This is a genomic window from Elusimicrobia bacterium HGW-Elusimicrobia-1 (genome assembly GCA_002841695.1).
In the GTDB taxonomy this organism is placed as follows: Bacteria; Elusimicrobiota; Endomicrobiia; order PHAN01; family PHAN01; genus PHAN01.
Genome location: PHAN01000011.1, coordinates 25,563 through 49,062, shown reverse-complemented (window position 1 = coordinate 49,062; position 23,500 = coordinate 25,563). Strand labels below are relative to the sequence as shown.

Here is a 23,500-nt window from a genome sequence, read left to right as displayed (position 1 = left end):
TCAGAATGACAAATAACGGGGTTTTTCAATTGACTCATCTTATAGTTTTGATCCCTGGGTTCTGCCTGCTTATACCTGACCACCCGTTTTTAATACGCGCCGTGGCGGCTCATCACCGCGAAAAATGTCTTAAATAGAATTTTAACGTCGAGACCGGGCGACCAGTTCTCTATGTAGAAAATGTCGAGTTCTATCATTTCTTCATAACTTAAAGAAGCGCGTCCGGAGACCTGCCACAAGCCGGTGATACCCGGCAGCACCCGCAGCCGGCGTTTGGCCCATTCGTCGTAATGCGCGGCTTCCCAGAGCACTTGCGGGCGCGGCCCGACCAGAGACATATCGCCCTTGAGCACGTTTATTATCTGGGGGAGTTCGTCTATGCTGTATCGACGGATAAACTTGCCGAACTTGGTTATGCGCGGGTCGTTTTTCATCTTGAAAGCGGGGCCTTTTCTGTCGCTGGCTTTCTTGAGTTCTTCCAGGCGGTCGTCGGCGTCGGCGACCATGGAACGGAATTTGTAGAAGAAAAACGGCACGCCGCGGTAGCCGACTCTTTTGTGCGCGTAGAGAAAAGGTCCGCGGGAATCGAGTTTTATCAGCAGCGTCACTATTGCCAAAAACGGCCAGGCCATCGACAGAAATGCGGCGGCAAGAAAAACGTCGATGCACCTCTTGAAATAAAAATTGAAGCCGCTGAGATTCACGGCCTTAAGGCGCAGCATCGGCACGCCGAAAGATGTGTCGATTATCGTCTCGCCCAGACAGAGCTGCACAAGGTCGGGGAAGACCTTCAATTCGATGCCCGCCAGGTCGCACCAGTCGTAAAAAGCCATCAACTCTTTTTGCGGATAATCCAGATTAAGGAGTATAACCTGCGAAACGTTTTTTTCTTCGGCGGCGGCCTTCACGGCATAAAGCGACCCGGGGCCTTCGGTTATGTGATATACCGCCTCCAAATGAGGGTGTTCCTTGATGAGCGTTTTTATCGACGAGAAATCTCTTCCGGCTATTATTACCCGCTCAAGTCCGTAGATGTTTCTTAAAATGTAGCGCGCCCAAATCTTGAACGTCTGCCGGAAAGCAAAAACTCCGACAATCGCAAAAACCCAGACGAGTAAAAAAGTTACGCGCGAAAATTCGTACTGTCTCACCACGGCCACGGCCAGTGTCGACAGAAGCATAGCCACGGTTATGTTTTTAAGCGTCCTTATGAACTCGTCTATCGCCGGAAGGAAATAATTTTTGTAGAGGTCGGCGTAGAAAAATACGAACAGAAATATGGGCAGGGAAAAAAGAAGTGTGGCGCGATAAAAAGACCAGTCGGGGATTCCCTTATGGACGGACAGCAAGCCGGAATAAAAACGAACATGATAGGCCGCGAAGAATGCGATGGATACGGCGGCGGCGTCGCCGAAAGCCAGAGCAAGGAGTATCGCCGCCCGACGGAACTTATGTTTCATTTTTATGGTGTGTTAAAAAAAGCCGGGGAAGGGAGTCGAACCCTCGACCTACGGTTTACGAAACCGTTGCTCTACCAACTGAGCTACCCCGGCGAATCTTTTTTGACGGGGTAGCCGTTTTTTCGCTACCCCGGCGAATACTTTGACTCGGTTATTTTACAAAAAAAGAAGATATTGAGCAAAAAAAACAGACGGCGGGGCGATAGTTTTACTTAGGAATAAAACGATATGATATACTGAGGAAGCATACAACCGCCGGCGGAGGGTCGAAAAATACGCCTATATGAGAATATTCACCGCGATAGAGATACCACCCGATATAAGAGACGAGATTTTCCGCGCGGCCTCGCCGCTTGGCGCCGCGGGCGGGATATCCGTAATCCGGCGGGACAATCTTCATATCACGATTAAGTTTATCTCAGAGACCGACGAGGACGGCTTAAAGCGGATCAAACTGGCGGCTGGGAACGTCGCGAATCGTCGGGCGAAAACCTTAAAAATTTCGGGATTCGGATGTTTCCCGACGGACGGCCCGCCGCGTATCGTCTGGGCGGGCATAACGCAGGGCGATGATTTTATAGCGGCCGCCGCCCGTCAACTCGATATGGCGCTGTCGCAGAAAGCCCACGTGACATCGGGAGCATTCGTGCCTCACATTACCGTGGCGCGGATAAGAAACGGCCCGGGCGGACAGAGGGAACAGATCGAGCGCTTCATCGCGGAAGCTGTTTTGTCGACGCGCGAGTTCAAGCCCGAAGCGATATCCGTGATAAAAAGCACGCTCTCGCCGTCCGGCGCGATTTACGAGACGATTTTTACGGCGAAATTCGCCGGACCGGAAAATCCTCTCATCCCGCCTTGTACTCTTTAAGAATAGCCAAAACCTCTTTGTCTTCCACTTGCGCGAAACGCAGGTAAAAACTTCCCACCGAATCGAAATCGCGGGGCGCTTCAAGAGCTACGATTTCATCGACATCGCGGGCAAGCATAGAAAGCGTTTCGCGCGCGCCCACCGGCACGGCGACTATCAATAATTTGGGACGCTCCCGCCGCACCGCCCATATCGCGGCCCGCATTGTGGCGCCGGTAGCGACGCCATCGTCGGAGATGACGACCGTTTTGCCTTCCAGGGGAACTTTGGGCGCTATTTTTCTAAACAGCAGCGCGCGCCGCTTTATCTCGACCATCTGATGCTGCGCCTCGCGCCGGATATATTCGTCGTCGGCGCCCGCGTACGAGGCCGTCTCCCGCTGAACAAACAATTCGCCGCTTTCGGAAACCGCGCCGACGGCCAGTTCGGGATTCATGGGCGCGCCGATTTTGCGCGACAGAACGATATCGAGCTCCGTCCCATTCACCGAGGCGATTTGGCGCGCGATAACAATCCCTCCGCGCAAAATACCGAGCGATACTGTCTTGTTATCGACAATACTCCTTAATTCGTGCGCAAGCAGACGGGCGGCCTCATTACGATCGGCGAAGGTCGACACGCCGTTTGAGACAATAGATAATTTACCCATAGCGTTTTATCCCCGTGAAACGGAGAAGACCCGCCTCTACACGGAAATATATACAAAATAAACACCTCATATTCAAGGGATTTATGTCGTCAGACGATGATATTGAGGGATTGAAACGAGGGTTAATCCTGCTCTTGCGTTATAGAGGTCTTTCTGCCGCGCTCGGAGATCGCAAGCGCTGTCTTTCTGAGGCGGATGGACTTGGGTGTGATTTCTATGAGTTCGTCGTCTTTTATGAATGTTATCGCTCTTTCAAGCGTCATCGGTTGTATCGGGGTAAGAAGTATGTTGTCGTCTTTGCCGGCGGCGCGCATATTCGAGAGTTTCTTTTCTTTGCACGGATTGACGTTCAGGTCGGTGTCGCGGCTGTTGTCGCCTATTATCATTCCCTCGTACACAGGGTCATTGGGCGATATAAACAACGTGCCGCGCGGCTCAAGATGGAAGATCGCGTACGGAACTGCCTTGCCCGCTCTGTCGGCGACCAGCGAACCGGTTTTTCTCAACGAAAAATCGCCGCGATACTCTTCGTAATCGTGGACATAGGAATTCATTATGCCGGTGCCTCTGGTGTCGGTCAAAAACTCGCTTCTATAACCGATAAGAGCTCTTGTAGGCACGGTAAACTCAAGGCGCACACGGCCGGTACCGTGATTGACCATGTTGACCATCTTTCCTTTTCTGCTTGAAATCTTCTCGGTGACTATGCCGACGTTGGCTTCCGCGCAATCTATGAAAAGATGCTCTATGGGTTCAAGAAGTTTGCCGTCTTTCTTTTTGAATATTACCTGCGGACGGCCCACGCTGAACTCAAAACCCTCGCGGCGCATCATTTCGATGAGAATTTCCATCTGAAACTCGCCGCGGCCTTTGACTATATATTTGTCCGACGAAGGCGATTCCTCGACCTGCACGGCGACGTTCTGCAGCGTTTCTTTTTTAAGCCGCTCCAAAATTTTTCTCGACTGAACGATAGTTCCCTCGGTGCCGGAAAGCGGCGACGAGTTGATGGTAAACATCATGAAAATAGTGGGCTCGTCGACTTTTATGCGCTTGATGGCGCGGGGATTTTCGCCGTTACAGATGGTATCGCCTATCGATACGTCCTCGATGCCGGCCAAAATAACTATGTCTCCCGCCCCGGCGAAGTCCACCTCTTTTATGCTGATACCGTCGTAAACCTGAAGTTTTGTCGTTTTCAAAGGCACGATATCGCCGCCTTCTTTTATGCAGACGATATTGTCGTTCTTGCTCACCCGTCCGTTAAAAACTCTTCCGACGGCAAGCCGTCCCATATAGTTGGAATAATCAAGGTCGCAGACGAGCATCTGGAAGGGTTCGTCGGGATTGTGCGAAGGCGCGGGAACTTCGTCGATAATCGTCTCGAAAAGCAAACCTAAATCCTTGCCTTTTTCTTCAAGAGTTTTTTGCGCGATGCCGTCCCGTCCGACGGAAAATATCACGGGAAAATCTATCTGTGCGTCCTTGGCTCCGAGGTCCATAAAAAGTTCGTAAACCTCGTCGAGAACATCTTTGGGGCGGGCGTCTTTGCGGTCGATTTTGTTTATTAAAACGATAATTTTGAGCCCCGATTCCAGCGCTTTCTGCAAAACGAATCTGGTCTGCGGCAGAGGACCTTCGGCCGCGTCGACAAGAAGCAGGGCGCCGTCGACCATTTTAAGAGCCCTCTCCACTTCGCCGCCGAAATCGGCGTGGCCGGGCGTGTCGATAATGTTTATCCGAACGTCGCCCCATCGAACCGCGCAGTTTTTGGCCGCGATAGTGACGCCGCGCTCGCGCTCCAGATCCATATTGTCCATAACGCGTTCGGAGACATCCTGATTTGCCCGGAATATCCCGCTCTGCCGCAGCATGTGGTCCACAAGAGTCGTCTTGCCGTGGTCCACGTGCGCTATAATGGCCACGTTTCGGACTTTATCGTTGCTTTGTGTTTTTTTCACCGCGTTTGGCGTTCCTTATTCTTTGTTTCTTAAACTCCGCCGACAAAAAAAACCGTCGATTAAACATCGACGGTTCATCGATAAAACACCCCCCGCCGGCCGGACGAGATCAGAATGTGCTCTGTGCAAACTACAAGGGTAATCTTGCTATTATTTCTAAAGCCGTTTGTTGGGGTTGAGTGAACTTTTAATGATCACTCCGCCTTTAATACCGCTTTTTAAAATCAGCACTTTACTCTATTTACACTGACAATCTTTAGATCTCTGTCCGGCCTGTTATGGCGCGGGGATGATTCTAAGTCCTATCGCGAAAAACATTAAAACAGCGTTAAAACGCCGTAATTAAAGTTTTACCACGTTGGCCGCTTTGGAACCTTTGTCCGAAGGAACAACTTCGAACTCCACTTCGTCGCCTTCTTTCAGGGATTTGAATCCTTCCATCTGGACGGCGGTGTGGTGCACGAATACGTCGCTGCCTTCTTCGGGGGTTATGAAACCATAACCTTTGCTGTCATTAAACCACTTAACTTTGCCTTTCATCTGTTATCTCACCTCCTTTTTGTTAAAAAAATAACCGCGGGGCGCCGGGTGACTTCAAGCACCTTGCGGTCTTTGTTTGTCCTACATTCGCGAGCAGTATAGCATATTGCGCCGGGCTAAAGCAATAGGCGGACAAAAATATATTTACCCGCGGGGATGCGCGCAAAAGCGCATATTGCATCGACGGCGGAAGCGTCCGCGCGTCAAGTTTTTAGCGACGACGACGCGGCGAAGCGAACGGCATAGACCCCGGGTGCAGTCGATGAGCGTTGCCTCGCTCGTAGACGCTGATTTGCTGGGCCATCCACATATAAGGCGGACGCAGAACGCGGAACGCTTCGGATAAAAGACCTGTTTTCGGACGGCTGTAAACAAAATCCAAAGCGGCCAACTTTTGTACCCAGTAACGCTTGGGCTGTTCATTAACGTGATGACATCCGCCCTGATGCGGCGGCGAGGCCGAAAAAATCAGGACAGACGAGAAACGCGCAAGATTTTTAAGAAAAATCTCCGTCAGCGATTCGGATATATGTTCGGCCACTTCAAGGCATAACGCGATGTCAAAGTCGCCCCAGGCGTTTTCAAAGGGCTCCGTAAGATCCTGTTTATGAATGTTAACGGCAAAGGAGTGATCTTTATGCGGAATCACTCCGTCCAATGAAAACACATCGACTCCTTTTTTGCTCAAGAAATGTCCGTAAACTCCGCAGCCGCACCCTATATCGGCCACGCGGGCGGGGCGAAACTGCCGGTGTATTTCCGATGCGATAATTTCGGCGGAGCGAACGTAATCGGCGTGTTCTCTTCCCCATTCTTTGAAAAAATCGTCGCCGTAGATACTATCCAAACTTCTTGTCATATCGCAAAAAAAACGAACCGTGGATTATATTTTATTTTGAAAGAAAGGCCGCGAAAGCGGCGGGGTTATCCTATTTTAACCTCGGCGAAATGCTCTTTTCTGTCGTCGATGAGACGCACGGATTTGTCCTCGCTCTCTTTTCCGTCGACAACGACCGAGACCACGCCGTCCGCGGGTCCGATTCTTTGAACGGCTATATGATAAAACGTTTCCCCGTGCCGGTAATGCATTTTGAACGATTGCCAATCTTCGGGCGGGCAGGGCTCAAAATAAAGCCGGCCGGCGGCGCGGCGCAGTCCGAGCAGATGCCCGACTATAAGCCGATACATCCATGACGCGGCGCCGGTGTACCACGTCCAGCCGCCCCGTCCCGCGTTGCTGCCGACGGAATATACATCGCCCGCCGCCACGAAAGGTTCCACTTTGTAAATTTCGCATTTGTCGAATGTGTCGCCGTGATGTATGGGATTAATGATATTCAACAATTCCCACGCGCGTTTTTTGTCTTTTAGCATCGCAAACGCTATGGCTGCCCACACGGCGGCGTGGGTGTATTGCCCTCCGTTTTCCCTCACGCCGGGCACGTAGCCCTTTATGTAACCGGGATTGTCCGGGGACTTATCGAATGCCGGAGCGAACAGTTTTACAAGAGAGTGTTTCCTGTCCACGAGAATTTCGTCGACGCTGTCCATGGCCGCTCCGGCTTTTTCCGACGGGGCCGCGCCCGAAATGACGGCCCACGACTGCGGTATGGAATCAATCCTGCATTCGATGTTTGACGAGGATCCTATGACTTCCCCGTTGTCAAAATACGCGCGGGTATACCATCGGCCGTCCCACGCGTTATCCTCGATATTTTTTGAAAGTTTTTTGACTTCGACGGCGCATAATTCCGCGAAATTTTTATCGCCGCGGCTCTCGGCCAGCGACGACATTGATTTAAGTATATGGCACAGAAAAAATGCCAGCCATACGCTTTCGCCCTTGCCCTGCCGACCGACCAGATTCATACCGTCGTTCCAATCTCCGCTTCCCATAAGGGGAAGCCCGCGCGCGCCGAAATTAAGAGCTCTTTTTACGGCCAAAACACAATGCTCGTACAATGTTCCGGATTTTTCGGATACTTTCGGCAGGCCGTAGTATGACTCTTCTTCCGATTTTATCGCGGGACCTTCAAGAAAGTTGACCGGCTCATCCATAACACCCGTGTCTCCGACTTCTTCGACGTAAAGACAGGCCGCGAATGGAAGCCATAAATAATCGTCCGAGCAGCGGCTGCGAACGCCGCGGCCCGCGGGGGGATGCCACCAGTGCTGAACGTCGCCTTCGATAAACTGACGCGAAGCGCTCGATAGCAATTGCGCTCTTGTCATAGAGGGCAATGAATGAGTTAAGGCCGTTACGTCCTGTAATTGATCGCGGAAACCGTACGCCCCGCCGGACTGGTAGTATCCGCTCCGTCCCCACAGGCGGCAGCTGATTGTCTGATATTGAAGCCATCCGTTTACGAGGAAATTTATCGAGTCGTCGGGCGTTTCCACGTACACAACTCCGAGGACGCGTTTCCAGTAATCCCAGACATTTTCAAGTTCCTTCCGGACCGCCGCCGTTCCGTTGAAACGCCCGATAAGGCCGCGGGCTTCGTCCACGCTTTTGGCGGAGCCGAAGGCAAATACGATATCTTTCTGGTAACTATCGTCAAGCTCAAACTTCACTTGCATGGAAGCGCACGGATCAAGACCCGCGCCGGCTTTGCCCGAGAGTTTTTCGCTCCGCATGGCGGCAGGATAACGGATGGAGCCGTTCCTTCCCAAAAACTCGTTTCTGTCGCCGCTCACAAAACGCGCCGTTTCGCTTACATTAAGAAAAACCACTCTGCCGGAGAATTCTTTGTTGTAGGGATTACGGGCCAGCAGCGCGCCGGTCTTGGGGTCGACTTCGGTCGAGATGTGCATATGGTATTTATCTCTCAGAGAGCCCATAACCAATTCGTTGTACGATGTCGCGGAAAGTTTTCTTTTGCGTCCCGAAATATTTTTGATTTTCAAAACGGCGAACTTTACCGGATGTTCCGGCGAAACAAATACTGTCAGTTCCGATACAATGCCCGAGCGGACATGCTCGAAAATACTATAACCGAAACCGTGGCGCGTCACATAACGGTTATTCCCTCCGGAAGGCAGAGGCGTCGGGGACCAGAAGATTCCCGTTTCTTCGTCGCGGATATAAAGCGCTTCGCCCGAAGTGTCGGTCACAGGGTCATTTTTCCACGGCGTCAAACGAAACTCATGGGCGTTTTCGCTCCACGTATAAGCGCCGCCGCTTTCTGAAATTACCGTGCCGAAATCGCGGCTGGCCAATACATTTACCCACGGAGCCGGAGTTCTTTGGGCGCGGTCGGTCGTGATAACGTATTCCCGCCCGTCACGCGTGAAACCTCCGATACCGTTGAAATATGCCAGTTCCGGGCGTTCCGCGATATTTCCCTGCGCGTTTTCACGGTCGGTTTTGGGAGCGGGAATAAACGGCGGACGGCTTTTTTTTAACCGCGCGCGGGACTCGATCTGTTCGGCCAAAGTGCCGGCTCTGTCGGTAACGACTATCCGCGCAACCGTCTCAAAAAGCGTTTTGTCCTCGTCCGACATTTGATCGGCGCGCCTTAAAAATATCCCGCCGGGGCGGTTCGACTGCACCTCGGCGTTGGCCGCTATAAGGGCGTTTATTCTTTCGCCCATTGTGTCCCTGTAAACCGAACGGTCCTCGTTCCATATCAGCAGGTCGACCGCGAGGCCTTTCAGGCGCCAATACGAGTACGCCTGCACCATTTTTGCGGCCAATTCGATATTTTTTTGATCTTCCAGACGAACAAGGACTATCGGCAGGTCGCCGGAAATGCCGTATCCCCAAAGGTCGGGCTGCCCTCGGTAATTTGCTTTAAGGACACTCGCGTTGGCTCTCCATGCGGGGTTGGCGTAAATAATTGCGCTCGCCAGACGGCCGTATAACTGGGCGTCGGCTTCCGTGGCGTTAATCTGCTGCAATGCCACCTGCCCGCGTGTCCAGGCAAGATCGAAAACTCTGTCGGCGAGATTCCGGTCTCTGTACTTTTCCATCAACCCGCGGGCGGTTTCGGGAGTTTCGCAGATTCCGGTGACATAATCGATTACAGCCGACTCTTCGGGTCCGAGTTCCACCGTAGAGCGGATTGCGACAATCGGGTCAAGAACGGAACCTTCGCTGTCGGAAAGGCGTCCTTTGGCGCGCATGGCCGAGGGGCTCTCAAGCGTATTGCACCTGCCGATAAATTTATTGCGGTCGGTTTCATAGGATGCCCCGACAATCGCGTTGCCGTGCACCGCCATAAGATGAAGCATACAGGGAAACTTGTCGCTGTCGGAGCGGGGTCGGCGGGTACAAATAATCGCCTGGTGCGACCTGATTATCTGAGTTTGCACGAATAAATTACCGAACACCCTGTGAGCCGCGTCGTGGGCGGGATAATTCAGCACGGCTTCCGCATAACTGGTAATCTCGATGACGCGAGTGCGGCTCCGCGACGTATTGGTTATCTTCACCCGACGGAGTTCTATATCGTCCTCGGGCGAAACCGCTATTGTCGTGTGAGTGTCTATGCCGTTATCCCTGCGCTTGAATTCGGCCCGCGACTGCGAGAATACGGCTTCGTAGCTATCGGATTTTTTCAATGCCGGCTGGTATGCCGCGGACCAGAACTCGCCGGTTATCGTGTCGCGCAGGTATATGAAAGCTCCGTCGGCGTCCGATGTGGCGTCTTCGCGCCATCTTGTCACTCCGATATTTTTCCAGCGGCTGTATCCGCCGCCGGCATTGGTCACCATAACGCTGTATGTTCCGTTGGATAAAAGGTGCGTTTCGGGGGAGGGTGTATCGGGATTGATGAATACGCGCAGGAGCGCTTCTCTTTCTTCGATTTTTTTCAAACTTCCGGTAACCTCGACGTCATAAAGCAAAGGCGCCTCTTTCGGCACTCGCTCCTGCAAAAGAAGCTCGGTCGCCTTAAACATGGGATCCGAGAGAAAACGCCTTTGCATCGGCATATCCAGCAAAACGTACGCCAGGGACAGAAAGCTCATTCCCTGATGGTGCGCCATATACGATTTGACGACGGCGCGCGTTTTATCCCGACTGAGTCGGGACGGAGTATAATCAACCGCCTCGTAAAAACCGTATTCCCCCGCGAAGCCCATCTCATTTAATTGTCTGAGATTTTCGTACGCCTTGGCCGGTTCGACCATCAGCGCCATAACGGCGGCGTAAGGGGCGATTACCAAATCTTCCGACAGTCCCCTCTTAAAACCTATATCGGGGACTCCGAACGCGCGGTACTGATATGTCATTGCCGCGTCAATTTTATTGTAGCCGGATTCCGAAATGCCCCACGGGATATTGTTGGCGGAAGCGTATTTTATCTGGCGGCCTATCATGGCATGATAAGTTCTCTCAAGAAGAGTATCCTCGTAGGTGGGCATTACCAAAAGAGGCATCAGGTATTCAAACATCGAACCGCCCCAAGAAACCAAAACGGGCGGGCCGCCGTACTTTGAAAGCATTCTGCCGAGCATAAACCAGTGTTTCTGCGGCAACCGCCCCTGGGCAATAGCCACATAACTGCAAAGACGCGATTCCGAAGCCAGAAGGTCGTAACAGCCCGAATCGGATTTATGTTCGCCGACATTGTATCCTATGGAAAGCAAATACGAGGTTTTGTCGTAGAGAAATTCGTATTCTATGGCGGAAAGTTCGCTGGCGCGCAAAACTATATAGTCGATTGCCGTGATTCTTTCGCTCGATCGGGCCGACGCGGCGCTTATGGCGTTTTTGAGTTGCTCGAACCATTCGTTTTCTCTGAGCGAGTCGTCGCCCGATGAAACGATGTCCCCGCGAATTTCGTCTATCAGGGAGAAAAATTTCATTTCCAGCATCGCTACTTCGGACAATACGGGTATTTCATCCAAACGCCGCAATTCTTCGCGCAAACGGGCAAGGAGACGCCTGCGGTTCTCGCCGCCTTTGTCCCACATACCGGGAATTTCCGGAGGCATCAGAATCCACGGGGCTATAAAAGACATATCTTCCAGATAATCATAACACTGTCTTTCAAACACTTGCGCCCATTTTTTAATTTTCCAGGTATCCTCAGAGGGCAAAACTGACAGAACTTTGGATATATCCTTCGAGAAACGCCGCAAAAGCGCGTGTATTTCCGGAAGAGAAGAAGGCGGAGCGGCGAGGTTTTTCCTGAAATAATCTATCTTTTCCGAGAGGACTCCGGCAAGCCCCGGTTGGGCGGGCGTTTTGTTTTTTGCCAGTTGCGCGACACATTCCCGAAGAACGCTCAAAGTGTCCGCGAGGCCGTCGAATATTTTCAAGTGGACTATTTTATTCTCCCTCATTTCCATAAGTCCGGAACGCAAAACCAGCAAATGGCCGGCCAGATTTCCGCTGTCGACCGAGGAAACATAAAGCGGCTCAAGCGGTTTTAAGGTTTGCGTATCGTACCAGTTATAAAAATGTCCTCTGTATTTTTCCATGCGATCCATCGTGCCGAGAGTTTTTTCCGATCTGTTAAACATCCGCCCCATGGACACGTAACCGAAATCATACGCCGCGAGGTTCGACAGCAGAGACAGCCCTATATTGGTGGGCGATGTCCTGTGCGCGACGGCGCCGAGGGGCTCTTCCTGAAAATTGTCCGGCGGAAGCCAGTTGTCCCGCTCGGTGACAAAGGTTTCGGAAAAATCCCAAATCCTTCGGGCCTTGCTTCTCAAAAAAAGAAGCTGCGGAACGGACAGAATGATTTTGCGGGAGGACCCGGGACGACTGATCAAATACGCGACGGCCGGAGCCAACGCCCACAAACCCAGAATTGCAGCCGTAAGCGCGTCTATGTTTTTTTGTACTAACGCCGAATACGCCCAAAAAGAAACGACTATCATAGGCGGCACGTACATTTTTTTATAGAAACCAAAAATGTTTTTCGGCGAGCTCGACGCCGATTCGTTGAACGTTTTCCATTTGAGCAGGCGCCGGCGCGAAACGAGGATACGCCACAATGCGGCCGCGATCGCGTCCAAACCGTAAAAGGCCTCATAGACGACAAAAGTGAGTGAAAAACAAAATTGTCCGGCGCGGGAGAGGAGCGAGGAAAGCATGGAATCCAAATGCGCGTTCAGAGTTATCTCCGCGGATTTTCTTGCGGCCTTAACCAGTTCCGCGAGCGCCGCCGGCGAACCCATAAAAGCTATCGCCGCAAGCGACCAAAACCACGCGGGCTCAAAAAACGTCCACCCGAACAAAAGCAAAAAAGCGGTCGACGCCGGAACTAACGTCCGTCTGAGATTGTCGAATATTTTCCATTTGGACAAAACGGATATAGGATTTTTGACTTTTTTACCGCCGAAGGCGGGCACCTTCGCGAATATCCATCGGGCTATCTGGACGTCGCCGCGAATCCATCGGTGTCTGCGGCTTGCGTCTTTGAGGTAGGCGGCGGGATATTCTTCATAAAGCTGCACGTCGGTGACAAGCGCGGAGCGCGCGTAGCATCCTTCCAGGAGGTCGTGGCTCAATATAAGATTTTCCGGAAAACGTCCCGCGAGAGATTTTTCAAAGGCATCGACGTCGTAAAGGCCCTTTCCGATAAAAGACCCCTCGCCAAAAAGATCCTGATACACGTCCGAGACGGTCTTTGTATAAGGGTCGATGCCGGATTCGCCGCCGTACACTTTAACGAACAGGGACGGATTCCCGCCCGGGTAGGCGGCTTCCACCCTCGGCTGTAAAATGCCGTAACCGGCGGTAACGCGCCGCTTTTTCTCGTCGTAGACCGGCCTGTTCAACGGATGTTCGATAACGCCCGCCAACTCCCGCGCGACGTCGCGCGGCATACGCGTGTCGGCGTCGAGCGTTATAACGTATTTTACGTCCTGCAAGCGCCCGGGGTCGCCCACTATCGCGCTGAATTTATCTTTCGCGCCGCCGCGCAGCAGAGAATTCAAATCCGCGAGTTTTCCCCTTTTGCGCTCATAACCCATCCACACACTTTCCCTGTCGTTCCAAATGCGCGGACGGTGGAAAAGATAAAAAATATTTTCTTTGAGGCGGCGGTATTTCTGATTAAGTTTTTCTATGCCGGCGACGGCCTGCGCAAGAAGGGCGTCGTCGTCGGGCATGGTCATCCGCGGCGCGTCGCAAAAATCCGTCAGCAGCGCGAAATCCACGTTGGCGTCGGTATTCGCCAGATAATGGACCTCCATATTTTCAACAAGCGATTCCACCCCGCGCGGGCCGCTCAGCATGGAAGGAACGACTACCAGCGTATGCGCCCGGGCCGGAATGCCTTCGGAGAAATCCATCCTGGGAAGCGGACCGGGTTTGACAAGAATGGTTGAAATCCAGTTCACCACGGAAATCGCCGCCTGACCCGCCACAACAAACAGCGGGATGACGAATAACACAAGCCGCGGCCACGGCGCCGACAGGACGTCCTGCGCCAAAAACAAAAACGCGGCAAAAACGGCTGCGCTCAGAGTTACAATCGAACCTATGTACGCGCTCAACGGCAGGGCCGTATTTTTCGTTTGTAGAGACACGCTTAAAGGCGCTCGAAGCCCCAATGCGCGGTATAATTGCCTCAGTCCCCTATCAATAAGGTAATATCCGATATGCGCCGCCGCGGCCCGACGACCGAGTGATATTTCCGCTTCCGCCGCGAGTCGAACGACCGCGGCGGCGACGGCTTCTTCCGCGAGGCGGCCTTGCGCGGAAAGTTTTTCTATCACGTGGCGATAACCGTCGCGCGTGGCAAAGGACATCAGACCGTAATCGCCGGACGGGTCCCTTCTTAAAATTTCTTCGACGATACTTGACTGTTCGACAAAATCGTGCCAGTCCTTGGCTTCAAGCAGCCGCAAACTCTCTATGGTGTTTGCCATCGACACCTGATCGGCGGCCAGATCGTGACCGATGGATTGTATGAGCCGGTCTATGTTTTCGCCGCGCTCGGAAAGTTTCTTTTCCAGCCAGCTCAGAGGAAGGTTCAGCGTGGAACTTTGACCGTGAATCCGCCTGACGAATTCCGCCACAAAAGAGCTGGAAAGCGGCAAATCGCTCTTTGCCATTGAGGCAATCTCAAGAATTACGTCGTTAGCGTCTTTTGCCGAAACTTCAAGAATACGGTCGGCGCAGGCGGCGGCGCGGTCTCTGTCGATTTGAGAACGCATCATACGGGATGAAACGCGCCGCAAATTTTCAATTAAGGCCAGCCGCAACATTATGGGGATGGCCCACAACTCGCCCAGTTTCAGATGTTTGACGGTTTGATAGGATGACACGAATCCGGACAGTCCCTTGATATCGAGCCGGCCGTCGCCGTGGGAAACCATCGTCATTGCGATATCGTAGACACGCGGATATCCGGCCATGGGACCTTTGGTTAAGTTGGGTAATTCGCGGCTGTAACCTTTAGGCAGGTATTTTTGCGCGAGACGGATTTGTTCCTCGATAAGATAATAATTATCGAGCAGCCATTCGCCGGCGGGCGATATTCTTCTTTTGACTTTTCCCGCCTCATTGAGCAACTCATATGTCCGTAACAGTATCCTTTCGTTTTCTTTCAGGCGCGACAGAAGTTTTTCCCGACCCCTTTTGAAACTGACAGTGTGTTTTCCGGCCAATTTTTTGGCGTGCGCCTCAAACTGATCTATGCTGAAGAGTTCGTCCCTGAGGGGATGTTCCTCGGCAATACTCTTTTTGGGCAGAAATTTACCCAAACGCGGACCGACAGTCGAAATAATATGTCCGAAAAACGGAAACGGCATTTAATTCCTCTTTATTGAACTTCGCATAATCAGGCAAATCTGCGGCGGAATCGCCGCTTTTTATTATTCTATCAAAGTCGGAAGGAAACCGGCGGCATTTTTTCTATCGCCCTCGTCTATTTTTTCGACAAAACCGCGATACTGAAAAAGAACGCTTGCGGCGTATCCGTCGTAGAGGGATGCAGAGGCGATATAGTTTATTTTATAGTGACGGACTCAAAAGGCGATATTGCCGGAGTTACCCCGCGCGACCCGGCGCCACACTAATCCCCCTATCTGCGCCCGTCAAACCGAATGTCCGGACGGAGATTTCCGGTTCCTCCGAAGATATGCGACGGCAATTCGCTTATTCGAATTTTGCGCCGCAACCTCCGCAGAATCTCGTTTGCGCCGGACTCTGCGCGCCGCACTTTGAACATTTTATTAAGTCAAGCGATGCGCCGCAGTTGTTGCAGAACTTGCCCTCGCCGGCGGGTTTGCCGCATTGGGAGCAGAGCGTTTGCTTGCTTTCTATCTCGCCGGTAAAAACCTGTGTCGAGGCCGCTTTCGCTTTTATGTCTTCCACCGCCTTTTGGGCTTTGGCGGCGGCCACTTCGACGTTTACTCTCGGAGCATCGTTTACACAAAGTCCTTCCTGTTCGTTCCAGTCGTTTTCGCAGACATATTTTTTACATTTAGGACAACGGTGAAAGTGTTGCTTCGCCTCGTTCTGGGCGAACTCGAACGCCGCCTCGTGTTCCTTGTGCCAATCCGGCGACATTCCGCTGTATCTGCCCGATATTACATCGGCTCCTCTGTCCACGCCGTAACCGATATTGTACTTTCCTGTGATCTGCGCCGCCGCGCTTGCGATTTTTCCCAGGTTTTTAAAGAACTGACCTTTTTTGTGCGACTTGCTCTCGACGAATTTCGTTTTGTATCCTTCGCGACACACATCGCAAAAAAACGTGAACTGAAAACCCGCATCCGTGCTGTTGTCCGCGAAATTACTTGTAAATGGTTGCAACGCCATAGTTTTATCCTCCGTTTTATTTTAGCGGTTTACCGCATTTTATGCATTTCTCTGCGACCGGCGGCTGGTCTGTTTTACATTTTGGATTTGGACAGACGACAACCAACCGTGCGTCACAATGTTCGCAGTAGTCCCCAAAAAATGTTGTCTCGCCGCATTTTGGACAAGCAATTTCCAGGGAGATCCCGCAATTGCTGCATTTCTTCCAATCTTTTTGGATTGGATTCCTGCATTTGGGGCATCTTAACGGACCCAGCGGGTTTACCTTGCCGCATAACGGACAAACATTTGAGTCGGGCGGTATCAGTTTGCCGCAATAATTACACGGATGTTTGTATCCCGGCATAATCAATCACCTCCTTCTTTAATTTTTGATAAATCCAACTCCGCATTGCCCGGTTGCATATGGTTTCCCGCGTGATTGCAACTATTGTTCTTGCGGCGGGATCGACAATTTTCTGGCTCTTTTAGTGTTGCGGCGCCGCCCTGTTTTTAATTTTCTTTCACCGTGGATTACGTAACAATTTCGTTACATTGTGGTGTTATAATGTCACGAAAGCCGTCGATGCTTACCAAATCCGGCGACAACCGCGCATCGCGGCAAAATTTTCCCTTGAAAGGAGTCAGAAATGAAAATGCCAAGGCACTTTCTTCAAACAATTTCGCGCCGCAAAAGCGCGACGGAGAATCTCCGCGCTTTCCGGCCGTTCGGAGCCGTTTCGGCGGCGGCGCTCTTAATGCTCATTCCGACGGCCTGCGCGCAAAAAAAGCGGGCTTTAACTCCGGCGGACGAACCGCGCGTCGCCATAATCGCAGTGGACGGAAAAACGATAAGAACTTTCGGCAGCTTCCCGCTCAAACGCGGCGTTTACGCCGATTGCGTGGACGCGCTTACCCGTCACAGCGCCGCCATAATTGCCATAAATATACTTTTTGACCTGCCGTCTTCACACGGCAGGCAGGAAGACGAGCGTTTCGCCCGGGCCATCGGCCGCGCCGGCAATGTCATACTTCTGGCAACTGCGGACGAGGAAAAGATCATCTATCCGATAGGCGCGTTAAAGAAAAACGCGCGCGCAGTTGCCCACGGCGAGATGTGGACAGGAAACAGCATGCGCGTAAAAGGAATCGCACCGCTTGCCCGCGCATCAGACAAGGTCAAATTCATTCCGGCGCTCGCCTTCGCGGTCGCGCGTGAATACATCGGTGTCAAAGAACCAATGTCAATAGAAGGAAATTCTCTTGCGGCGGTATTGTTGTTCGGCATGCCGCTGCATGTGCTTAAACTCGGCAATATGTCCGTGCCACTGTACAACGGCGGTCTGGCGAAAATATCTTACAAAGGGCCGGCCGGGAGTATTGAAACATTTTCGCTGGCCGATGTTGTCTCAGGTAAAATCGGCGCGGAAAAAATCCGCGGAAGAATCTGTTTTGTCGGCTACGCATCGCCGGGCGGCGATCACGAAACGCCTGTCGGGATAATGAGCGGAACTGAAGCGCAAGCCAACGCCGCGATAACGGTGATCAACCATTTGCGCGCTAAACCCGCCACCGGTTTCCGCGCCAACGCCGCGGTAACGGTGATCAACCATTTGCGCGCGCCTTCACCTGAAGCCGTCAAGACACGGTGACTGCCGTAACTTATTAAAAGGTTTTACGCTCGCGTTTCGTCGGAGAAATTGACTCTATTCATCTGTCATCCCCTGACGCTGTCTGACGTAAAGAACCCGCGTGTTCTTCTCACCGTCGGAGTAACAAGCCCCAAGCGCTGACATACCGCGTTGAAAAAGTTGCCTGCCAAACTTGAACCTATCAACACTAATTTCTGCGACGTTTCTGTCGGATTATAAAACTCGACTTCTCCCTCGGAAAATCCTTTCGCTCTTACGAACTTGGCAAAAATATTTGAGCGGGGAATTGGCTGCGGAATAATTTCTTCGGGCCAGAGTTCTTGGGGATGCCCCTTCCATTGCTCATGTTTGACGCTCTTATAATTGTTGACTTCACTGTCCGCGTAAGGGTCTGTTTTGAAAAGAAACTCTTGTTCTTCTTTTGTCAACTCTTCAAATTTCGGTTTCCTGCATAGCTTCCAGATTAAATTTTGCGAAAATGCCTGCTCTGTTTCGGGATGCCCCGCAAAGTATTTCATGATTTTTAAAGACATAGGCATATCAAGTTTCTCGTAGGAAAATATATAAGGCGTATTTATGTCGGGCGCAAGCTTTCCCTCGTCCAAACAAAAAGTCCTGAAAGTCAAACGCGCCTTTGACTTTGGCGGAATAACCCCTTCAATCGGATTATCTTTAAATATCGCGTTCGCTTCGGGCGTGTCAGTTATATCCCTAAGAGATTTTGGGTCAAAATCCAGCGCCGTCACATAGCCGGTTATTTCCGACGCTGTTTTTGTTTTGCTCCATTTGGCATCGTCATCCCGCGCGCTTACGTTAAACTTCAACAAATCCATCACATCTTTCTTCCACTGCTCCGCCGAGGAATGTATCACTCTTCCGATAAAAAGATGCCGCAAATCCCGAAGCGCCGGTATTTTATCAATAGCGAATTTATATTTCCGGTACTGCGGCTCTTCCAGCCGTTCGTCCGGTAAGTAAACAGGTTCCCTCCTGAAATTTATGGCGAGCATACAACGATTTATTTTCCCGATGAAATTGTCCGTCTCCTTGTGCAAATCTTCTATATTCTTAAAATCCGGATAATCCTTTCTGCTTACGATTCTGAAGAAATAAGTCGCCTTGCCGCCGCCTTCGCCTGAAATAGCTTCCATAGCGACCGCATTACCCGGCTCGTCGGGGTTCGCGCCGTACACAGGAATCAAAAACCAGACGTACTCGCCGGTCAAATCGCCTAAAAGTCCGCGTTTTAATCCGATACACATTTTCTTTTCCCGGGCAAGAGACCTCAGAAAATCGTATTCTTCTTTTATCCCCGCCGGCTCCAATTTCTTTTCCAATTCGGTCCAGAGTTCAGGAGAAATTGATTCGATGTCGCTTCTTCGCGCCGCTTTGCCTTCTTTCATAATCCGGGCGGCTCGTCTTATTACCGACGGGTCGGATTCAGGCAATAATTCTTTGAGGGACGATTGGACATTAAGAGAAAGTTCGTTGATTGAGTCGGAGAGAGTTTTCGTGAACGGATTAAATTGCCCGCCCATTTTTGAAAAAATAAATTTTTCTCCAAAGTCCGTGGCGACGGCAAGGGCAAAATCTTCGTCCACGATTCCTGAGATGTCGCTGTAAGGGATGCGGACGAGTTCTCCTCTTTCGGGTATTATTACTATGCCTGTCTCATAAAGACGCGGTTCGCATTTTCCTTTTAGTTTTTCATTGCCGGCGGCGTCAAAATAAACGAACTCCGCTTCAACTCCGGATTTATTAAGCGTTTCATGCATCAACATATCTTTCAGGATAATTTCGTTGCGCAGACGCGAAAGAACGCGCAGGAAATCCTCGCGCTTATATCCAAGATCAAAAATTGTAAGTTTCTCTTTTGAAGTCAAGGCGAGATAAATTTTATAGTCGCCCCCGGAAATTTCAAGAATATCCCTCAGAGAAAAAAACAACGGCTCGCCGAACTTAGGCATAATGGCGATACTTTCTTCCTTCAATATGGCCTGAGCGTCCTTGCTCGCCGCCGTTTGGCCCGCCTCATCGCTCAAAGAATAACTCGCCCGGCATTCCATAATGATTTCCTGCTTATTTTCTTCGCTCATAATTATTTTCTCCTTTCCACCGCCGGTTAGCCCGCAGTTTTACGACTTGCCGAAGGGGCTCTATCAGAGGGTGTTCCACTGCGCGGCTTCAGTCAATTCGCGGCGCATTGCGGTGTTTCCATAAGCGTCACATCTTAGCGACGATGGTTTCAAATGCCATAACGTCGACGGCAATGGCGTCCGCCAAAATATATCTATCGGATATCCTGATTTTGTTGAATGGCAATATGCGACAAAATCCCGTCATCCCCACAACGGTTTTCCCCTTGCGGCGAGCGAAGATGCGCCCTGACGCAAGCAAATTATACAAAATAACACGGGCGTGTCAATCGTAATTGCAGGCGATAATTCAAGCGTGAAATGCTTACTCCCCGTCGATGGCTCGACGGAAAAAACAAAAAACTCCCCGGGGTGGACGATCACCCTACGGGTGACAAGTTGTCAGAACTGATTCAGTCAGGCGGGGCTTTGAGGGTTTGGCTTGATTTCGGAGTGGCCTTTGTCAAAATTGCGGCGAACAAATCATTATCCTTGACGCTGAGTTCCCTCTGTTTTTCCTCGACGATGAGAAACGGCTCGGCGCCCGAATTGTCGAAAATCATCCACGTGCTTAAAAACGGCCGGTAAAGCCGGAAGAAATTCTTCAGCCCGCGGCCGACTTTATCTTTTTCAATGCGTAATCTATCTCTTCTTCCGTCGTAAAAAGACCCATACTGATTCTGACGGCAGAAAAAGCGACGTTCGGGGCAACACCCATCGCGCTCAATACCGCCGACGGAGTTTTCGAGCCGGCGTGGTCGCGTTATAGTCCAGATAGATATGTTTCATTAAAGAGCCGCTCCGGTTTTATTTCGCATAACGACGGTATTTCAAAAAGTTGGAGGCGTACAAAACGACCGCCATAACGGTGCTCAAGAAACACACGAACAGCAGCGCCGGGCTCCGATAGTAGTTCCCGTAGACGTAACAACCCAAGACCTCAAACCCCACCAAAGCGCAGACGGGACTCCATAAACTCGGATAAAACTCTTTTTTGCCGAATTCTTCTCTGAAATATTCCTCGAGCAGATACGTTATCAGGAAAATGCAAAGGACGGCAGCCGCAAAAGAAATCACAACGGCAAAAAACGAAAAGGCCCCCAAATCATAGGCGAATTTATTTTTTAGGTATATGTTAAATTTATAAACGCTCACGCCGAAAAGACAAAGTATGGGAACGACGGTGAAGTATCCCGGCAGAGACGATTTCTCGGGCAATTTTTCCGCCCTTAACTGATGATAAATCAGTATGACGAGTTTTGCGGCAAAAATAAACGCCCCGGCGGCGAGGGCGACTATCGTCATCAATGCGGAGGATGACGCGATATGACTTTTTACGGACAGCACCGCTATGCCGGCTCCGACCAGCGAAACCATTCCGAAGGCGAATACGTCCAGCAGCCAGCCGAAATTCAATTTCTCGGTTTCTACGGGTTTCACAAACCATAATTTGAGAACCCTCGCTTCGGCCAGAAGCAAAAGAGCCCAGAGAATTCCCCATATCATAAAAACGGGCAAAAGCATCGACTGAACGACATCGCCGGAGAATTCAAAGAAAAAAACTACCGGCCCCAAAACAACGTTTATGCTCATAGCCAGTGAAATTATCGGCGAAAAAATTCCGGTATTCGTCAGCGGATTGCCGAGGAAATCGTCGAATTCTTTTTTGTCCGAAATCCACAAAAATAAATCTTTCAGATAAACCGTCGTTAAAACAAAATGCGCGGCCGTAAAGGCCGCCATTATGCCGACGAGAAACATTATTAAATAGGAGCCCGCCGCGACAGAGCCGGATATATCGGAAAATCCGATTATCCCGTTTCCGTGCGGAACGGAAAACTGCAAATATACGAAAGGCATAAGAGCAACGCCGGCCGCCGCCAGCGCGGCCTGAAATCTAATCGGCGAGAACTTCATATTATTTACCCTCTTCATTTCTCAGTTATGTTATCATACACATATTGCCGGGGATTAGAATGTCACTATTTTATCGGACTCTCTGATAATTTGGTGTAAATCCTTCATAGTAGAGACGGGACAAAGCTGGCTTCCGTCTTGTTGACGGAGTTTCAGACACGTCCCGCAGGCGAGGATTTTTCCGCCGGCGTCCAGAAACTTTTGCGCCTGCGCGACGATGTCGTATTTTTCGCTTAAGAGTTTTTCATATTCGACGCCTTTGGCCAAAAGAAAGACATTGACGGTATCCTTCTCATGGAGCGCGAAATTGGCAAGACGAAACGCATTCCAGACAAGTTCCGCGTCGTTTGAATAAAGAACAATACCCAGTTTCATAAACACCTCCTGTTTATTTGATTTTTCCCAGCAACCTTTTGTTTTTTTGAAGATTTCTTACCAAGACCTTTCTCATTATGTCGCACGCCTTGATTATATCGGGGTTACTTAACTCGTAAAAAACATTTCTGCCTTTTCTTTCGGCCGTTACGACTCCTTGCTCCACGAGCAACGACATATGCTGAGAAAGGATGACTTTGTTGGTTTTCACTTTTTTGAGAACTTCGCTCGCGCACATCTTTTTAGCCCTCAGTGTGTTTATTATCATCAACCTTACCGGGTTGGCCAGCGTTTTACACACTTCGGCGTGCAGCTCATAAATCTCGTCCATTTAAGAATCTCCTTTGGTTAGTAAGTATGATTGTTAGTAAACTGGTTAACTATATAAAATAGCGAGGGGCGTTGTCAAGTCAAAGAGAGACGGCGATTTGCAAAGCGGTTTGAATGGCGGGGACTTTTCAAGTCGACGACCGGGCGGATTCAGGTGTTTATATGTATTTTTGAGTGGGCCTGCTGAAATAGAAAGGCGCCGATGTGATGCGGCGCGGCAGAATCCGGCACGAAATCAACTTATCGTGTCCAGAAACTGCTTGCAAACCGTTCCGATATCGGAAGCGGTATCTATGCCCGTCAATCCGGCGCCGCTTTCTACGAGATTTACGACCACGATGTCGGCTCCGTTGAATATGGCGCTTCTGGACTCTCTTAAATCTATTCCGCCGGCGGCCGAGATCAGAACGTCATACTTGCTCTTTATCTTATTGATGTGTTTGTACTGAATTAACTTGCCGCGCGTTCTTTCCTCGTCGCGGCCTTTGTGGATTATCACGCAGTCGGGCGAGCGGCGCAACCCGCGCAAAACCCTCATCGGCTCTTCGACGCCGAGCATATCTATCATCGAAACCACTCCCAGCCGCGCGCATTCATCCACGAAAATCAACAACGTTTCGCGCGGCGAACTGCCGAGAGCCGTCACCGCCGACGCTCCGGCCGAGGCGGCCATAGCGACCTCCGAGGCGGCGCCATCGGCGACCTTGTAATCGGCCACGACGCGACCGGGGCGGTAATACGCAAGCCGCTCTATACCGCGCAATCCTTCGCGTTTGATGAAAGGCGTGCCCGCTTCAATCAAAATCCTGTCGCTTTGCGGTATGCGCCCGATGGTCGTCACGGCATGGGCGATGTCGTAGTTGAATGCGAGTTGAAGATACCGGAGTTTTCTTTCGAGCATA

Annotated in this window: 16 protein-coding genes and 1 tRNA gene; 3 read left to right on the top strand and 14 right to left on the bottom strand. The window is 51.1% G+C overall.

Annotation, left to right across the window (positions count from 1 at the left end):
- Window positions 1-89 precede the first annotated feature (89 nt).
- On the bottom strand, window positions 90-1,460 hold the full coding sequence (locus CVU77_06655; GenBank protein PKN01150.1) for a hypothetical protein: 1,371 nt from the start codon (window positions 1,458-1,460) through the stop codon (window positions 90-92).
- Window positions 1,461-1,480: 20 nt separating this feature from the next.
- Window positions 1,481-1,553: transfer RNA gene (locus CVU77_06650), tRNA-Thr, on the bottom strand.
- Window positions 1,554-1,743: 190 nt separating this feature from the next.
- Between CVU77_06650 and CVU77_06645 the strand changes: the two genes are divergently transcribed.
- Window positions 1,744-2,331, top strand: coding sequence for an RNA 2',3'-cyclic phosphodiesterase (locus CVU77_06645; protein PKN01149.1), 588 nt, complete (start codon window positions 1,744-1,746; stop codon window positions 2,329-2,331).
- Here the strand turns inward: CVU77_06645 and CVU77_06640 are convergent.
- From CVU77_06640 to CVU77_06610, 7 genes are all read right to left on the bottom strand, one after another.
- Entirely contained in the window at window positions 2,309-2,980 is a 672-nt protein-coding gene (locus CVU77_06640) for a phosphoribosyltransferase (protein PKN01148.1), read from the bottom strand. The two genes, CVU77_06645 and CVU77_06640, sit on opposite strands and share 23 nt — an antisense overlap.
- Window positions 2,981-3,102: 122 nt before the next feature.
- Entirely contained in the window at window positions 3,103-4,941 is a 1,839-nt protein-coding gene (gene typA, locus CVU77_06635; protein PKN01147.1) for a translational GTPase TypA, read from the bottom strand.
- Window positions 4,942-5,283: 342 nt separating this feature from the next.
- The gene (locus CVU77_06630; protein ID PKN01146.1) at window positions 5,284-5,481 is read right to left on the bottom strand and encodes a cold-shock protein; all 198 of its coding nucleotides are present in this window, start codon (window positions 5,479-5,481) and stop codon (window positions 5,284-5,286) included.
- Window positions 5,482-5,692: 211 nt separating this feature from the next.
- Window positions 5,693-6,340 carry a hypothetical protein gene (locus CVU77_06625; protein PKN01145.1) on the bottom strand — a complete coding sequence of 216 codons (648 nt, stop codon included), beginning with the start codon at window positions 6,338-6,340 and terminating at the stop codon, window positions 5,693-5,695.
- Window positions 6,341-6,405: 65 nt separating this feature from the next.
- On the bottom strand, window positions 6,406-15,198 hold the full coding sequence (locus CVU77_06620) for a cyclic beta 1-2 glucan synthetase (GenBank protein PKN01144.1): 8,793 nt from the start codon (window positions 15,196-15,198) through the stop codon (window positions 6,406-6,408).
- Window positions 15,199-15,544: 346 nt separating this feature from the next.
- Window positions 15,545-16,210 (bottom strand): zinc ribbon domain-containing protein, encoded by a 666-nt coding sequence (locus tag CVU77_06615; GenBank protein ID PKN01143.1) that lies wholly within the window; start codon window positions 16,208-16,210, stop codon window positions 15,545-15,547.
- 16 nt (window positions 16,211-16,226) lie between these two features.
- Window positions 16,227-16,556 (bottom strand): hypothetical protein, encoded by a 330-nt coding sequence (locus CVU77_06610; GenBank protein PKN01142.1) that lies wholly within the window; start codon window positions 16,554-16,556, stop codon window positions 16,227-16,229.
- Window positions 16,557-16,839: 283 nt separating this feature from the next.
- Between CVU77_06610 and CVU77_06605 the strand changes: the two genes are divergently transcribed.
- Window positions 16,840-17,841 carry a hypothetical protein gene (locus CVU77_06605; GenBank protein ID PKN01141.1) on the top strand — a complete coding sequence of 334 codons (1,002 nt, stop codon included), beginning with the start codon at window positions 16,840-16,842 and terminating at the stop codon, window positions 17,839-17,841.
- Window positions 17,842-17,906: 65 nt separating this feature from the next.
- Here CVU77_06605 and CVU77_06600 read toward each other — a convergent pair whose 3' ends face one another.
- Window positions 17,907-19,937 carry a hypothetical protein gene (locus CVU77_06600; GenBank protein PKN01140.1) on the bottom strand — a complete coding sequence of 677 codons (2,031 nt, stop codon included), beginning with the start codon at window positions 19,935-19,937 and terminating at the stop codon, window positions 17,907-17,909.
- Window positions 19,938-20,297: 360 nt separating this feature from the next.
- Between CVU77_06600 and CVU77_06595 the strand changes: the two genes are divergently transcribed.
- Complete coding sequence (locus CVU77_06595) at window positions 20,298-20,564, top strand: hypothetical protein (protein PKN01139.1); 267 nt, start codon at window positions 20,298-20,300, stop codon at window positions 20,562-20,564.
- A gap of 219 nt (window positions 20,565-20,783) precedes the next feature.
- On the opposite strand, the gene CVU77_06590 is transcribed toward CVU77_06595, so the two are convergent.
- From CVU77_06590 to CVU77_06575, 4 genes are all read right to left on the bottom strand, one after another.
- The gene (locus tag CVU77_06590; GenBank protein ID PKN01138.1) at window positions 20,784-21,911 is read right to left on the bottom strand and encodes a hypothetical protein; all 1,128 of its coding nucleotides are present in this window, start codon (window positions 21,909-21,911) and stop codon (window positions 20,784-20,786) included.
- A 36-nt stretch (window positions 21,912-21,947) separates the two neighbouring features.
- Window positions 21,948-22,268, bottom strand: a complete 321-nt coding sequence (locus CVU77_06585) for a sulfur reduction protein DsrE (protein ID PKN01137.1) — start codon at window positions 22,266-22,268, stop codon at window positions 21,948-21,950.
- A 13-nt stretch (window positions 22,269-22,281) separates the two neighbouring features.
- Window positions 22,282-22,599: a transcriptional regulator gene (locus tag CVU77_06580; protein ID PKN01136.1), complete on the bottom strand. Its 318-nt coding sequence runs from the start codon at window positions 22,597-22,599 to the stop codon at window positions 22,282-22,284.
- Window positions 22,600-22,833: 234 nt separating this feature from the next.
- A complete protein-coding gene (locus CVU77_06575) occupies window positions 22,834-23,499 on the bottom strand; it encodes a hypothetical protein (protein PKN01135.1) in 666 nt (221 codons plus the stop codon).
- Window position 23,500: the final 1 nt, after the last annotated feature.

What these genes read in the sequence shown, in the direction of transcription:
- CVU77_06580 (PKN01136.1), bottom strand. Translation starts at nt 22,599, where the DNA reads ATGGACGAGATTTATGAGCTGCACGCCGAAGTGTGTAAAACGCTGGCC.
- CVU77_06575 (PKN01135.1), bottom strand. Translation starts at nt 23,499, where the DNA reads ATGCTCGAAAGAAAACTCCGGTATCTTCAACTCGCATTCAACTACGAC.
- CVU77_06620 (PKN01144.1), bottom strand. Translation starts at nt 15,198, where the DNA reads ATGCCGTTTCCGTTTTTCGGACATATTATTTCGACTGTCGGTCCGCGT.
- CVU77_06610 (PKN01142.1), bottom strand. Translation starts at nt 16,556, where the DNA reads ATGCCGGGATACAAACATCCGTGTAATTATTGCGGCAAACTGATACCG.
- CVU77_06590 (PKN01138.1), bottom strand. Translation starts at nt 21,911, where the DNA reads ATGAAGAGGGTAAATAATATGAAGTTCTCGCCGATTAGATTTCAGGCC.
- CVU77_06645 (PKN01149.1), top strand. Translation starts at nt 1,744, where the DNA reads ATGAGAATATTCACCGCGATAGAGATACCACCCGATATAAGAGACGAG.
- CVU77_06625 (PKN01145.1), bottom strand. Translation starts at nt 6,340, where the DNA reads ATGACAAGAAGTTTGGATAGTATCTACGGCGACGATTTTTTCAAAGAA.
- CVU77_06585 (PKN01137.1), bottom strand. Translation starts at nt 22,268, where the DNA reads ATGAAACTGGGTATTGTTCTTTATTCAAACGACGCGGAACTTGTCTGG.
- CVU77_06595 (PKN01139.1), top strand. Translation starts at nt 20,298, where the DNA reads ATGCTTACTCCCCGTCGATGGCTCGACGGAAAAAACAAAAAACTCCCC.
- CVU77_06615 (PKN01143.1), bottom strand. Translation starts at nt 16,210, where the DNA reads ATGGCGTTGCAACCATTTACAAGTAATTTCGCGGACAACAGCACGGAT.
- CVU77_06600 (PKN01140.1), bottom strand. Translation starts at nt 19,937, where the DNA reads ATGAGCGAAGAAAATAAGCAGGAAATCATTATGGAATGCCGGGCGAGT.
- CVU77_06630 (PKN01146.1), bottom strand. Translation starts at nt 5,481, where the DNA reads ATGAAAGGCAAAGTTAAGTGGTTTAATGACAGCAAAGGTTATGGTTTC.
- CVU77_06640 (PKN01148.1), bottom strand. Translation starts at nt 2,980, where the DNA reads ATGGGTAAATTATCTATTGTCTCAAACGGCGTGTCGACCTTCGCCGAT.
- CVU77_06655 (PKN01150.1), bottom strand. Translation starts at nt 1,460, where the DNA reads ATGAAACATAAGTTCCGTCGGGCGGCGATACTCCTTGCTCTGGCTTTC.
- CVU77_06605 (PKN01141.1), top strand. Translation starts at nt 16,840, where the DNA reads ATGAAAATGCCAAGGCACTTTCTTCAAACAATTTCGCGCCGCAAAAGC.